At 50.6% G+C, this 16513-nt stretch carries 2 protein-coding genes; both read left to right on the top strand.

The genetic code is table 11. The annotated features are described in order from the left end of the window. The first annotated feature begins 38 nt into the window (after nt 1-38). Entirely contained in the window at nt 39-2000 is a 1962-nt protein-coding gene (locus tag ACJJIW_RS04710) for a ShlB/FhaC/HecB family hemolysin secretion/activation protein (protein ID WP_282930247.1), read from the top strand. Between the two features lie 59 nt (nt 2001-2059). Continuing rightward, nucleotides 2060-16447 carry a filamentous hemagglutinin N-terminal domain-containing protein gene (locus ACJJIW_RS04705; protein ID WP_444936798.1) on the top strand — a complete coding sequence of 4796 codons (14388 nt, stop codon included), beginning with the start codon at nt 2060-2062 and terminating at the stop codon, nt 16445-16447. The last annotated feature ends 66 nt before the right edge of the window (nt 16448-16513 follow it).

Here is a 16513-nt window from a genome sequence, read left to right as displayed (position 1 = left end):
GTTAGATTAAAAATTTAGAGATTAAGACTGGGGGAAATATGCTTGGGCTAGAAAAAAGTAAGTTGGCATTATTTATTGGTGCTGGCTTTCTTGTATCGCAAGTACCGGTTTTTGCCCAGGATGATGGATCCAGTTTTCGCAGCCGGGTCCGGGAAGCCTTTAATCAGGATACCTCCACAATTACTGAGGTGGATGTAACTAAAGATTTCCTGCAGCGTACTTATGAAGCAGAAGATCCCAACTTAAACACTGAAATCCCTGAGGTCTCCGAGAGGAACCAGGGACCGCGGATCACTGTAAAAGAATTCAAGTTTCACCGCTTAGAAGAGTTTCCAGAGTTTGGTATTTCCCGAGAAGTTGTAGAGGAAATGGCAGAGGATCTTCGGGCAAAATTCATGAAAGAGGATCAAATTCTCGCTAGCGGTTACACCGTAGATAACCTTGAAGAGCTGGCAATATTGCTCGGCAACATGAACGCCCAGTTTAATCCAGGTGGCTTGGGGCCAGCGGAGCTCAAGAAACTGGTCGGTGTAATTGAAAAACAAAATAGAGAAAGAGGCTTAAGTTATGGAGATCTCGAAGAGATCGCCGCAGAACTGACAAGTTTCTATCGTCGCCAGGGGCTGTTTTTGGCCCAAGTGCAAATTCCCGCTCAAGATGTAGAAAATGGGGTGGTCACTCTTACCGTACAAGAGGGACTCCTCGGACAGGTTGTTGCAGAAGATAACGAAAATTACTCAGACGAAAAACTGGCGGAGCCCTTCGAAGAGCAGCGCGGCCACCTGGTAAATCATGAGAATATCGAGGAAGGGTTATATTTACTTAACGACTTGCCCGGATTAAATGTTACTGGGTATTTCAGTGCGGGGGATAACCCTGGTGAAACCAAGCTCAATTTAAAAGTGCGCGAATCAGACTCCTGGCGTGCAACTTTCAGGGCTGATAACCACGGTTCACTGTATACCGGTAGTGAGCGACTTTACGCAACTGTCGACTGGTTGAACCCCCTTGGGTTTGGTGATGCATTGACCCTGGGATATTTGAAATCAAACCCTGAGTCAGATGACGATTTTGGTTCTGACCTCGGCCAGTTCAGATATAGCTTCCCGTTATTTGGCCCTCGCACCCGCCTGGAAATATCTGCCGATCATAATGAATTTAGTCTTTACGATGAGACCGATGAAGATAACGTAATTAACTTACTGGAAATTTCCGGTGTTAATAAAAGTTATGCATTGTCTTTAGACCATAAATTCCGACGCTCCAGGGACTTCAATCTCACTGGCTCTTTCGGTCTGACAGAAAAGAAATCAGACCTTGATGGCATTATTGAATTCACTAATGACCACGTCTATGGCAGTGAAGTCGGTTTTTATATGGATAGCCTTTCCAGTGGCTTCATTCCAATGCTCAATGTTTTGAGTGCTACAGCACAATATGGTGAGCATCAAAATACGGTTGAAGAGGGAAGAGGGGACGACTTTAATAAACTGGCAATTAACACCAGCTCACTGCTCTTTTTACCCATGCCTTTTACTGATGATCGTTCAAGGTTAATCGTGAAAGGAAGAGCTCAATACAGTGAGAGTAATCTGCCAGGGTTTGAGCAATTATCCCTCGGTGGCGCCAATGGCGTGCGCGCGTTCTCAGCAAGAGATTTCTCTGCAGATATTGGGGCAGTGGTTACCGCAGAGTGGTACCTCAACTTCCCTGAATTCATGAACCCGATCCTGTTTAATCAGCGTTTAAATGACATTTTCCAAGTAGCTCTGATTGCCGATGTGGGCTATGGCTATGTGAATAACTACGAGGAAACTGTGGAGGATGACTGGGCTCGATTCTCCGGAGGCGGAATGCTGTTTAAGATGAATTGGAGTGACAGCTTCTCAAGTAAGGTCTCTGTCGCTTGGCCAATTATGTCGAGTTCCTCGATAACGAATATTGCAATTGGTGAAGACGAACCCACCGTCTACGCTGATTTCTCCGTTTTTTATAACTGAACAAATACTGTTTCCTCGAAACTTAAAAGTAGCAAGGTTCCTCTTCGCAAGGTGCTGGTATGAAAGCCAAAGACAAAAAGCTTGAGTTAAGAAAATTAGCAAGTGCCATTAAGGTATCAAGTTTTGCCTATGCAGGCCTGTTTGCAGGGCTGATCAGTCCGATGGTTCATGCTGGACCTGAAGGCGGTGTGGTAACCGGCGGTAGCGGCACCATCGATGTCGATGGGGCCACAACAACGGTCGACCAGGTAACAGACCTGTTATCAATCGACTGGGATTCTTTTAATTTAAGTGAAGAGGAACTGGTTCAATTCCTGCAGCCGGACTCCTCCTCTATCGTACTGAACCGAATCCTGGATCAGGATGTCACCACGATCCAAGGTGCGATAGAAGCCAACGGCCACGTTATCCTGGTGAACCCGCGAGGAGTTCTCTTTACCGAAACAGCCACAGTTAATGTCGGTGCGATAACCGCGTCCGGGCTCGATATGAGCCCTGAAGACTTTATGAACGGCGATTTTGCCTTTAAAGGCGAGTCGGGTTCCTCAGGGGTTGTTATTAACCGGGGTGTAATTAATGCGTCCAGCGCAGTCCTGGTTGGTAAGCAGGTAACAAATGCCTCTAGCGGTTTAATCAGTGCAGAACTTGTTACCCTGGCAGCAGCTGATGAAGCTTTATTAACTTTTGATGCGGATGGCTTGATCGGCCTCAAAGTAACTAAAGAGGTTATGGAAAATGACCTCGGCCTCGATAGTGCCGTATTAAACGAAGGCTCCATTGACGGCGCCCAAGTTGTGATGGAAGCCAGTGTTTCCGGCGACCTGTTTACTGCCGCAGTAAACAATGAAGGCACAATAACCGCTCGTGGTATTGATACCAGCGGAGGCAAGATCCGCCTGTTTGGATCGGGTTCCGGGGTCGTCAATAGTGGAACTCTGGATGCATCCGGCAGCGCCGGTGGTGAGGTTGTCCTGGAGGGCGATTTTGCTGAGCACAGCGGAGATATTTCGGTAGCCGCTGACTCTGGCAGTGGCGGTTACGTTGCTATTTTGGGTGATGAAGTTGTTGTCAGCGGGAATATTGATGCCCGTGGCACTTCCTCCGGTGGTGAAGTCCTTATTGGCGGCGACTACCAGGGGAATAATGAAGATGTTCGCAATGCCGAAACCACCATGGTCACGGCAGAAGCCAATATCGATGCCAGCGGTGTTGGCGATGGCGATGGTGGCACCGTTATTGTCTGGGCCGATGACACTACTGATTTTGGCGGTACGATTCTCGCCGAGTCAGGGGAAGACGGCGGTGATGGCGGCCTGGTAGAAACTTCCGGCAAGATTTACCTGAATCTGGATGAAGACAACATGTTTGTTTCCACCCTTGCTTATGGGGATGGGGAGACAGGCACCTGGTTGTTGGACCCGGGTTGGATGGATATCGTGGGTGACGGTGACTGTGGCGATGCGTCGAACTGTATTACCGCAGGATCAATTGAAGAAGGACTAGAGAATAATAATTATGTAATTAATGTCACTGATACAGGAGAGTCAAGAAATGATGGGGGCTACGGGATCCTAGTTAATGAAAGTATTAGCTGGAGCGAGGATACAACACTCACGCTAACTTCTTACAGTGATGTGACAGTCGATTCAAAAGCCACTATTAAGGCCACTGGTAGTAGTGACCTGATTATTCAGGCCGGCGGAGCTTTTACTAACTCAGGCACTATCGATGTTTACAATTTTGATTTAACCGTAGGTTATGACTCGTATAGTGATACCGGATCTGATGCAACAATAAATACTCTGGGCGACCTTACTGTAAGTAATGCCGGTACTATTACAGGCAGCAGTGATTCAGATAAATTTATATTGTCAGATGATAACGATGATATAACCATTACTGGTGACAACAAATTTTCCCTCGATACCATTTCCTTCTCTGGCATTGAAGAAGTTGATTTGGGTGGTGGTGATAACAATATCACAGCAATCAGCACTGCGACCCTGACTGGCAATGACTATGAAGCCGAAACAAACTTAATTACGTTTAGTAATATTGACACTATGAGTGTTGATAGCCTCGAAGGCTCTGATTCAGAAGATAGCTTCGAGGTGACCGGTGATAACAGTCTAACGGCCAAAGGCATCAGGTTTAGTGATGTGACCAAGGTCGATGCCGGGGATGAGGGAACAGGCAGTGACAGTGTTACCGCGATCAGCACCGTATCCCTGACCGGCACAGCCAATGAAGCCGAAACGAGCTCAATTACGTTTAGTGATATTGAAAGCGTCACTGCGGATAGCCTCGAAGGCTCTGATTCAGCAGATAGCTTTGTCGTGACCGGTGATAACAGCCTAACTGCTAATAGTATCAACTTTAGCAGTGTGGACACGGTTAATGCCGGGGATGAGGGAACAGGCAGTGACAGCGTTACCGCGATCAGCACCGTAACCCTGACCGGCACAGCCAATGAAGCCGAAACGAACTCAATTACGTTTAGTGATATTGAAAGCGTCACGGCGGATAGCCTCGAAGGCTCTGATTCAGCAGATAGCTTTGTCGTGACCGGTGATAACAGCCTAACTGCCAATAGCATCAACTTTAGCAGTGTGGACACGGTTAATGCCGGGGATGAGGGAACAGGCAGTGACAGCGTTACCGCGATCAGCACCGTAACCCTGACCGGCACAGCCAATGAAGCCGAAACGAACTCAATTACGTTTAGTTATATTGAAAGCGTCACGGCGGATAGCCTCGAAGGCTCTGATTCGGCAGATAGCTTCGTCGTGACCGGTAATAACAGCCTAACTGCCAATAGCATCAACTTTAGCAGTGTGGACACGGTCGATGCGGGGGATGAGGGAACAGGCAGTGACAGCGTTACCGCGATCAACACCGTATCCCTGACCGGCACAGCCAATGAAGCCGAAACGAACTTAATTACGTTTAGTGATATTGAAAGCGTCACTGCGGATAGCCTTGAAGGCTCTGATTCAGCAGATAGCTTCGTCGTAACCGGTGATAACAGCCTAACTGCCAATAGCATCAACTTTAGCAGTGTGGACACGGTCGATGCCGGGGATGAGGGAACAGGCAGTGACAGCGTTACCGCGATCAGCACCGTATCCCTGACCGGCACAGCCAATGAAGCCGAAACGAACTTAATTACGTTTAGTGATATTGAAAGCGTCACGGCGGATAGCCTTGAAGGCTCTGATTCAGCAGATAGCTTCGTCGTAACCGGTGATAACAGCCTAACTGCCAATAGCATCAACTTTAGCAGTGTGGACACGGTTGATGCGGGGGATGAGGGAACCGGCAGTGACAGCGTTACCGCGATCAGCACCGTAACCCTGACCGGCACAGCCTATGAAGCCGAAACGAACTTAATTACGTTTAGTGATATTGAAAGCGTCACGGCGGATAGCCTCGAAGGCTCTGATTCAGCAGATAGCTTCGTCGTGACCGGTAATAACAGCCTAACTGCCAATAGCATCAACTTTAGCAGTGTGGACACGGTCGATGCCGGGGATGAGGGAACCGGCAGTGACAGTGTTACCGCGATCAGCACCGTATCCCTGACCGGCACAGCCAATGAAGCCGAAACGAACTTAATTACGTTTAGTGATATTGAAAGCGTCACTGCGGATAGCCTTGAAGGCTCTGATTCAGCAGATAGCTTCGTCGTAACCGGTGATAACAGCCTAACTGCCAATAGCATCAACTTTAGCAGTGTGGACACGGTCGATGCCGGGGATGAGGGAACCGGCAGTGACAGCGTTACCGCGATCAACACCGTAACCCTGACCGGCACAGCCAATGAAGCCGAAACGAACTTAATTACGTTTAGTGATATTGAAAGCGTCACTGCGGATAGCCTTGAAGGCTCTGATTCAGCAGATAGCTTTGTCGTGACCGGTGATAACAGCCTAACTGCCAATAGCATCAACTTTAGCAGTGTGGACACGGTCGATGCGGGGGATGCGGGAACCGGCAGTGACAGTGTTACTGCGATCAGCACCGTAACCCTGACTGGTGATGACTATGAGGCGACTACAAACTCAATCACCTTCAGCGATATTGAAAGCGTCACTGCGGATAGCCTTGAAGGCTCTGATTCAGCAGATAGCTTTGTCGTAACCGGTGATAACAGCCTAACTGCCAATAGCATCAACTTTAGCAGTGTGGACACGGTCGATGCGGGGGATGCGGGAACAGGCAGTGACAGCGTTACCGCGATCAGCACCGTCACCCTGACCGGCACAGCCTATGAAGCCGAAACGAACTTAATTACGTTTAGTGATATTGAAAGCGTCACTGCGGATAGCCTCGAAGGCTCTGATTCAGCAGATAGCTTCGTCGTGACCGGTAATAACAGCCTAACTGCCAATAGCATCAACTTTAGCAGTGTGGACACGGTCGATGCCGGGGATGAGGGAACAGGCAGTGACAGTGTTACCGCGATCAGCACCGTATCCCTGACCGGCACAGCCAATGAAGCCGAAACGAACTTAATTACGTTTAGTGATATTGAAAGCGTCACTGCGGATAGCCTTGAAGGCTCTGATTCAGCAGATAGCTTTGTCGTAACCGGTGATAGCAGCCTAACTGCCAATAGCATCAACTTTAGCAGTGTGGACACGGTCGATGCCGGGGATGAGGGAACAGGCAGTGACAGCGTTACCGCGATCAACACCGTAACCCTGACCGGCACAGCCAATGAAGCCGAAACGAACTCAATTACGTTTAGTGATATTGAAAGCGTCACGGCGGATAGCCTCGAAGGCTCTGATTCAGCAGATAGCTTCGTCGTGACCGGTGATAACAGCCTAACTGCCAATAGCATCAACTTTAGCAGTGTGGACACGGTCGATGCCGGGGATGAGGGAACAGGCAGTGACAGCGTTACTGCGACCAGCACCGTAAGCCTGACCGGCAATGATAATGAAGCAACCTCAAGCTCCATTACCTTTAGCGATATTGAAAGTATTACGGCTGCCGGCACCCTGGCCGGCTCTAGCAATAACGATACTTTTGTCGTAGTGAGCGCTACAGAAGTCACAGCCAATGAGATTACTGTGACAGGATTTGGCACTACTATTGATGCCGCAGACGGTGACGATAGTGTGACTGGTGCCAGTGGTGCAAACTGGGCCCTGACTACTGAAGATAACAAAGCAACCAATAGCAGTATTACTTTCAGCGGTGTGGAAAGCCTGGTTGCCGTGAGTGCCAACCTTGAGGGTAGCAGCAATGCGGATGCGTTTGTTCTGACCTCCGATGGCGATGTCGAAGTCAATGAGATGACGGTTTACGACATGTCAGAGGTGGTTGGCAATGGTAGTGACAGCCTGGATGCCACGAACTTTACCGATGGCCTGACCCTCACCGACACGGATAAAAAAGTCAGCGCCGGCACCTTAGTGTTTTCCGGCATTTCAGATGCAGAGACCTTAGTGCTGACCGGTACCAGTGATGCGGATAGCTTCACCATCACCGGTGATAACGCCCTGGATGCTGCAAATATCAGCTTTACCAGCGTGACGACAGTTAAGGCTGGGGATGAGGGAACAGGCAGTGACAGTGTTACTGCGACCAGCACCGTAAGCCTGACCGGCAATGATAATGAAGCAACCTCAAGCTCCATTACCTTTAGCGATATTGAAAGTATTACGGCTGCCGGCACCCTGGCCGGCTCTAGCAATAACGATACTTTTGTCGTAGTGAGCGCTACAGAAGTCACAGCCAATGAGATTACTGTGACAGGATTTGGCACGACTATTGATGCGGCAGACGGTGACGATAGTGTGACTGGTGCCAGTGGTGCAAACTGGGCCCTGACTACTGAAGATAACAAAGCAACCAATAGCAGTATTACTTTCAGCGGTGTGGAAAGCCTGGTTGCCGTGAGTGCCAACCTTGAGGGTAGCAGCAATGCGGATGCGTTTGTTCTGACCTCCGACGGCGATGTCGAAGTCAATGATATGACGGTTTACGACATGTCAGAGGTGGTTGGCGACGGTAGTGACAGCCTGGATGCCACGAACTTTACCGATGGCCTGACCCTCACCGGTAGCACTAATGAAGTCAGCGCCGGCACCCTGGTATTTTCCGGCATTTCGGATGCAGAGACCTTAGCCCTGACCGGTACCAGTGATGCGGATAGCTTCACCATCACCGGTGATAACGCCTTGGATGCTGCAAATATCAGCTTTACCAGCGTGACGACGGTCGATGCCGGGGATGAGGGAACAGGCAGTGACAGTGTTACCGCGATCAGCACCGTATCCCTGACCGGCACAGCCAATGAAGCCGAAACGAACTTAATTACGTTTAGTGATATTGAAAGCGTCACTGCGGATAGCCTTGAAGGCTCTGATTCAGCAGATAGCTTTGTCGTAACCGGTGATAACAGCCTAACTGCCAATAGCATCAACTTTAGCAGTGTGGACACGGTCGATGCGGGGGATGAGGGAACAGGCAGTGACAGCGTTACCGCGATCAGCACCGTAACCCTGACCGGCACAGCCTATGAAGCCGAAACGAACTTAATTACGTTTAGTGATATTGAAAGCGTCACGGCGGATAGCCTCGAAGGCTCTGATTCAGCAGATAGCTTCGTCGTGACCGGTAATAACAGCCTAACTGCCAATAGCATCAACTTTAGCAGTGTGGACACGGTCGATGCCGGGGATGAGGGAACAGGCAGTGACAGTGTTACCGCGATCAGCACCGTATCCCTGACCGGCACAGCCAATGAAGCCGAAACGAACTTAATTACGTTTAGTGATATTGAAAGCGTCACTGCGGATAGCCTTGAAGGCTCTGATTCAGCAGATAGCTTTGTCGTAACTGGTGATAACAGCCTAACTGCCAATAGCATCAACTTTAGCAGTGTGGACACGGTCGATGCCGGGGATGAGGGAACAGGCAGTGACAGCGTTACCGCGATCAACACCGTCACCCTGACCGGCACAGCCAATGAAGCCGAAACGAACTTAATTACGTTTAGTAATATTGAAAGCGTCACTGCGGATAGCCTTGAAGGCTCTGATTCAGCAGATAGCTTCGTCGTAACCGGTGATAACAGCCTAACTGCCAATAGCATCAACTTTAGCAGTGTGGACACGGTCGATGCGGGGGATGCGGGAACAGGCAGTGACAGCGTTACCGCGATCAGCACCGTCACCCTGACCGGCACAGCCTATGAAGCCGAAACGAACTTAATTACGTTTAGTGATATTGAAAGCGTCACTGCGGATAGCCTCGAAGGCTCTGATTCAGCAGATAGCTTCGTCGTGACCGGTAATAACAGCCTAACTGCCAATAGCATCAACTTTAGCAGTGTGGACACGGTCGATGCCGGGGATGAGGGAACAGGCAGTGACAGTGTTACCGCGATCAGCACCGTATCCCTGACCGGCACAGCCAATGAAGCCGAAACGAACTTAATTACGTTTAGTGATATTGAAAGCGTCACTGCGGATAGCCTTGAAGGCTCTGATTCAGCAGATAGCTTTGTCGTAACCGGTGATAACAGCCTAACTGCCAATAGCATCAACTTTAGCAGTGTGGACACGGTCGATGCCGGGGATGAGGGAACAGGCAGTGACAGCGTTACCGCGATCAACACCGTAACCCTGACCGGCACAGCCAATGAAGCCGAAACGAACTCAATTACGTTTAGTGATATTGAAAGCGTCACGGCGGATAGCCTCGAAGGCTCTGATTCAGCAGATAGCTTCGTCGTGACCGGTGATAACAGCCTAACTGCCAATAGCATCAACTTTAGCAGTGTGGACACGGTCGATGCCGGGGATGAGGGAACAGGCAGTGACAGCGTTACTGCGATCAGCACCGTAACCCTGACTGGTGATGACTATGAGGCGACTACAAACTCAATCACCTTCAGCGATATTGAGAGTGTCAGTGGCGGTGACCTGGAAGGTTCGGGGTTGAGCGATACCTTCGAGGTAACAGGCAATGAAGCCCTGAAGGCCAATCAGATTGCCTTCAGCAATATTGACAGCGTTAACGCCATGGCTGGCACAGACAGTGTCACCGGGGCTAGCGGTCAAAATTGGACCCTGGGAAGCGATGATTATGAGGCGACCAACTACGGTATCACCTTTACCGGCGTAGAAACCCTGGTTGCCGTCAATGCCAACCTTGTGAGTACCTCTAGTGCAGAAGCGTTTGTTCTGACCTCCGACGGCGATGTCGAAGTCAATGAGATGACGGTTTACGACATGTCAGAGGTGGTTGGCAATGGTAGTGACAGCCTGGATGCCACGAACTTTACCGATGGCCTGACCCTCACCGACACGGATAAAAAAGTCAGCGCCGGCACCTTAGTGTTTTCCGGCATTTCAGATGCAGAGACCTTAGTGCTGACCGGTACCAGTGATGCGGATAGCTTCACCATCACCGGTGATAACGCCCTGGATGCTGCAAATATCAGCTTTACCAGCGTGACGACAGTTAAGGCTGGGGATGAGGGAACAGGCAGTGACAGTGTTACTGCGACCAGCACCGTAAGCCTGACCGGCAATGATAATGAAGCAACCTCAAGCTCCATTACCTTTAGCGATATTGAAAGTATTACGGCTGCCGGCACCCTGGCCGGCTCTAGCAATAACGATACTTTTGTCGTAGTGAGCGCTACAGAAGTCACAGCCAATGAGATTACTGTGACAGGATTTGGCACGACTATTGATGCGGCAGACGGTGACGATAGTGTGACTGGTGCCAGTGGTGCAAACTGGGCCCTGACTACTGAAGATAACAAAGCAACCAATAGCAGTATTACTTTCAGCGGTGTGGAAAGCCTGGTTGCCGTGAGTGCCAACCTTGAGGGTAGCAGCAATGCGGATGCGTTTGTTCTGACCTCCGACGGCGATGTCGAAGTCAATGATATGACGGTTTACGACATGTCAGAGGTGGTTGGCGACGGTAGTGACAGCCTGGATGCCACGAACTTTACCGATGGCCTGACCCTCACCGGTAGCACTAATGAAGTCAGCGCCGGCACCCTAGTATTTTCCGGCATTTCGGATGCAGAGACCTTAGCCCTGACCGGTACCAGTGATGCGGATAGCTTCACCATCACCGGTGATAACGCCTTGGATGCTGCAAATATCAGCTTTACCAGCGTGACGACGGTCGATGCCGGGGATGAGGGAACAGGCAGTGACAGTGTTACCGCGATCAGCACCGTATCCCTGACCGGCACAGCCAATGAAGCCGAAACGAACTTAATTACGTTTAGTGATATTGAAAGCGTCACTGCGGATAGCCTTGAAGGCTCTGATTCAGCAGATAGCTTTGTCGTAACCGGTGATAACAGCCTAACTGCCAATAGCATCAACTTTAGCAGTGTGGACACGGTCGATGCGGGGGATGAGGGAACAGGCAGTGACAGCGTTACCGCGATCAGCACCGTAACCCTGACCGGCACAGCCTATGAAGCCGAAACGAACTTAATTACGTTTAGTGATATTGAAAGCGTCACGGCGGATAGCCTCGAAGGCTCTGATTCAGCAGATAGCTTCGTCGTGACCGGTAATAACAGCCTAACTGCCAATAGCATCAACTTTAGCAGTGTGGACACGGTCGATGCCGGGGATGAGGGAACAGGCAGTGACAGTGTTACCGCGATCAGCACCGTATCCCTGACCGGCACAGCCAATGAAGCCGAAACGAACTTAATTACGTTTAGTGATATTGAAAGCGTCACTGCGGATAGCCTTGAAGGCTCTGATTCAGCAGATAGCTTCGTCGTAACCGGTGATAACAGCCTAACTGCCAATAGCATCAACTTTAGCAGTGTGGACACGGTCGATGCGGGGGATGCGGGAACCGGCAGTGACAGTGTTACTGCGATCAGCACCGTAACCCTGACTGGTGATGACTATGAGGCGACTACAAACTCAATCACCTTCAGCGATATTGAAAGCGTCACTGCGGATAGCCTTGAAGGCTCTGATTCAGCAGATAGCTTTGTCGTAACTGGTGATAACAGCCTAACTGCCAATAGCATCAACTTTAGCAGTGTGGACACGGTCGATGCCGGGGATGCGGGAACAGGCAGTGACAGCGTTACCGCGATCAGCACCGTCACCCTGACCGGCACAGCCAATGAAGCCGAAACGAACTTAATTACGTTTAGTAATATTGAAAGCGTCACGGCGGATAGCCTCGAAGGCTCTGATTCAGCAGATAGCTTCGTCGTGACCGGTAATAACAGCCTAACTGCCAATAGCATCAACTTTAGCAGTGTGGACACGGTCGATGCGGGGGATGAGGGAACAGGCAGTGACAGTGTTACCGCGATCAGCACCGTATCCCTGACCGGCACAGCCAATGAAGCCGAAACGAACTTAATTACGTTTAGTGATATTGAAAGCGTCACTGCGGATAGCCTCGAAGGCTCTGATTCAGCAGATAGCTTCGTCGTAACCGGTGATAACAGCCTAACTGCCAATAGCATCAACTTTAGCAGTGTGGACACGGTCGATGCCGGGGATGAGGGAACCGGCAGTGACAGTGTTACCGCGATCAGCACCGTAACCCTGACCGGCACAGCCTATGAAGCCGAAACGAACTTAATTACGTTTAGTGATATTGAAAGCGTCACTGCGGATAGCCTCGAAGGCTCTGATTCAGCAGATAGCTTCGTCGTGACCGGTAATAACAGCCTAACTGCCAATAGCATCAACTTTAGCAGTGTGGACACGGTCGATGCGGGGGATGAGGGAACAGGCAGTGACAGTGTTACCGCGATCAGCACCGTATCCCTGACCGGCACAGCCAATGAAGCCGAAACGAACTTAATTACGTTTAGTGATATTGAAAGCGTCACTGCGGATAGCCTCGAAGGCTCTGATTCAGCAGATAGCTTCGTCGTGACCGGTGATAACAGCCTAACTGCCAATAGCATCAACTTTAGCAGTGTGGACACGGTCGATGCCGGGGATGAGGGAACCGGCAGTGACAGTGTTACCGCGATCAGCACCGTAACCCTGACCGGCACAGCCTATGAAGCCGAAACGAACTTAATTACGTTTAGTGATATTGAAAGCGTCACTGCGGATAGCCTCGAAGGCTCTGATTCAGCAGATAGCTTCGTCGTAACCGGTGATAACAGCCTAACTGCCAATAGCATCAACTTTAGCAGTGTGGACACGGTCGATGCGGGGGATGCGGGAACAGGCAGTGACAGTGTTACTGCGATCAGCACCGTAACCCTGACTGGTGATGACTATGAGGCGACTACAAGCTCAATCACCTTCAGCGATATTGAGAGTGTCAGTGGCGGTGACCTGGAAGGTTCGGCGGGGAACGATACCTTCGAGGTAACAGGCAATGAAGCCCTGAAGGCCAATCAGATAGCCTTCAGCGATATTGACAGCGTTAACGCCATGGATGGCACAGACAGTGTCACCGGGGCCAGCGGTCAAAACTGGGTCCTGGGAAGCGATACTAATGAGGCGACCAATCACGGTATCACCTTTACCGGCGTGGAAACCCTGGTTACCGTCAATGCCAACCTTGAGGGTTACAGCAACAGTACAGAAACGTTTCTCCTAACCTCTGGCGGCGATGTCGAAGTCAATGATATGACGGTCTCCGGCATGTCCGAGGTGGTTGGCAATGGTGATGACATCCTGGATGCCACGAACTTTACCGATGGCCTGACCCTCACCGACACGGATAAAAAAGTCAGCGCCGGCACCTTAGTGTTTTCCGGCATTTCAGATGCAGAGACCTTAGTGCTGACCGGTACCAGTGATGCGGATAGCTTCACCATCACCGGTGATAATGCCTTAGAGGTCGCCGGAATTAACTTTACCGAGGTGGATACCGTTGAGGCGGGCTCTGGCAGCGATAGTGTTATTGGCGCTAGCGGTGCTGATTGGACTCTGGAAGGGGATGATAATGAAGCCAGCAGCAGTGGCATTAGCTTCGCCGGTGTCGATAGCCTTGCTGTAACCGATGCCGATCTGTTGGGAAGCAGCAGTGCAGATGCCTTTACGCTGCAGTCGACTGGTGATATCGAAGTCTACAGCATGACCGTTTCCGGTATGTCTGCTGTCGATGGTCAGGGTGGTGATGACAGCCTGGACGCCAGCGCCTATAGCGATAGCTTGAGGCTTACCGGCACCGATAATCAGGTAACGGTGGCTGGCCTGACTTTTGATGGCATCGTCAGTGCTGTGACTTCAGCGCTGATAGGCACTACTGGCGCGGATAGCTTCACTATAGATGGTGATAATGCCGCGACCAGCTACGGTATCGCCTTTACCGGATTGAGTACCATTAACGCTCGAACGGGTGATGATACTGCTACTGGTGCAGACGGTGCAGATTGGAGCCTCACGGGAACTGATAACGAAGCCGTTAACAGCAGCATCACTTTTACCAACATCGATAATCTCACCGCCGTAAATGCAGATTTGGTTGCTACAACCAATGATGATGCATTTGTGCTCCAGTCTGATGCGGATGTAGAAGTTTACAGCATGACCGTATCCGGCATGTCTGCGGTGGATGGCAATGGCGGTGATGATAGCCTGGATGCCAGCGCCTACAGTGATGGCCTGTCATTAACGGGTACTGATAACCAGGTAGCTGCTGGCTCACTGTCCTTCTATAACATTTCCAGTGCGGTCACTTCCGTCCTGACAAACACCTACGATTCTGCTGAGTTCCAGTTGCAGGGGGATCAGGCACTGGAAACTGCGGGCATCAGTTTTACCGGCCTTGAAGAAGTAAATACGTCGGGTAGTAATGACACCCTGGTGGCCACTGACAGTGACGATGACTTTACCCTTAGCTCCGATGGCGATATCAGTGTTGCGGGCATCGACTTCAGTGGGCTGGAAACGGTAGATGGCGCAGGTGGTAGCGACACCGTTAGTGCGGATGGCGCTACCTGGACCTCCACGAGCTCCGGCAACTCACTTGTCGAAGGCAGTGTAGAGGCTGAAGTAAATGGCTTGACCGTCTATTTTGATAACCTCGAACTCGTAGAAGGGGCGGGAAGTTATATTGGCCAGGATATCGATGGTGAGTATGAGTTTAGCGATCTGGATACCATGACGATTGGCGGAGTAACGTTTGCCGACCTGGATAGTGTTGCTGCAGGTTCCGGTACAGATACTGTTTATGGTGCAGATATTGATGCCGTCTGGGATATCAATGACTCTGAACACACAGTTTCCAGTGGTGGGGAATCACTCACGATTACCGGTATCGAGTCTATTACTGCCGGTTCCGGTGCTGACGAGTTTAATTTAAACGGTGGTGAACTCACCGGGATTGATACTGGTGCAGGCAGTGACACCGTCACCTTCTCCGGCACTGTGATTGACAGTATTTCCCTTGGTGCTGGCAATGACCTGCTGACGGTAGAAACTGATATTGGCCAGGATGTAGAGCTTGCTGGTGGTGGCGGATCTGATGATTTCCAATACAACCTGTCCGGTGCTACCTGGGAGATTTATAGCAGTGGCAACCAGGTAGGTAACTTTAGCTTCACAGGCTTCGAATATCTGGATAACACCTCTGACAGTATTACCGTCCTGACCGATCGTGCATTTGATTTTGAAGATGGCGGAAATAGATCCGAAAGCTTCAATAAAAACGGGGCCGGACTCCAGTTCAGCGATATGCGGTTGGGCTACGATGGTGAGGGCGATATTTATGTCACCAGCAGCTCAACAGACACAATCGGCGGTAGCTTGACCGCTGATCGTGCCGAACTGGTTGTTGGTGGCGATGTAGATATTGAGACGGATGTTAGTGTCCTGGGTGTTGCCACTTCGGGCGCGGATATCGATATCAGTGTGCTCGCTGCTGGAGATCTTGTGATTGACGAGATCGATGCAGGGCGGGGCACTGTCTCCCTGGCCAGCTCCAGCTTTGGCACTTTGACCGCTGAAACTTACGGAGATACCCATATCACAGCATCCGCTGTGACCCTGGGAACGGAAACTGAGCTGTGGACCATTATTGGTGAGGCGACTAACCCTCTCCGTATGGATGTCACCAATACACTGGATATCTATTCTGTCAGTTACTATGAGCCCGACTTTATTGGACAGATCCCGACGGTTACCAGTACTGGTGATGAGCTGCAGTCCGTTGCTGGTGCCCAGGCATCCCAAGGCCTCAAGTCAGCAGTTCAAAATGCGGTAGAAGACTTCAGTCATGTAGACCCTGCGATCTTTAGCGCTGTGAAGCCTTACAGTAGTGGTGTCGATGCGGTGAACTCCCCTGAGATGCGTCTCAAGTCTGGAGAGCTGAGTCCCGCTGTAGCTTCGGCTGCTGAGGAGTCGGAAACCACACCTCAGTTTGATGCTGAGCTGGAGCTGGGTACCAGCGATGCACCCAGCGATATCGCTGTAGATCTTGGGGACTTTAATGGAGGCAGTGCAGGGCACTAAAGTAAACCCTCCTTTGCAAAAAGCCGGTCTTCAGGCCGGCTTTTTTGTGCCCGGAATTTTCCTGGC

The sequence above is a fragment of the Microbulbifer maximicatervae (SeqCode) genome (genome assembly GCF_052467815.1).
This window is presented reverse-complemented; position numbering and strand designations above follow the sequence as displayed.

Bases quoted from the DNA above. Each gene is read 5' to 3' on its own strand.
- ACJJIW_RS04705 (WP_444936798.1), top strand. From the start codon at position 2,060: ATGAAAGCCAAAGACAAAAAGCTTGAGTTAAGAAAATTAGCAAGTGCC.
- ACJJIW_RS04710 (WP_282930247.1), top strand. From the start codon at position 39: ATGCTTGGGCTAGAAAAAAGTAAGTTGGCATTATTTATTGGTGCTGGC.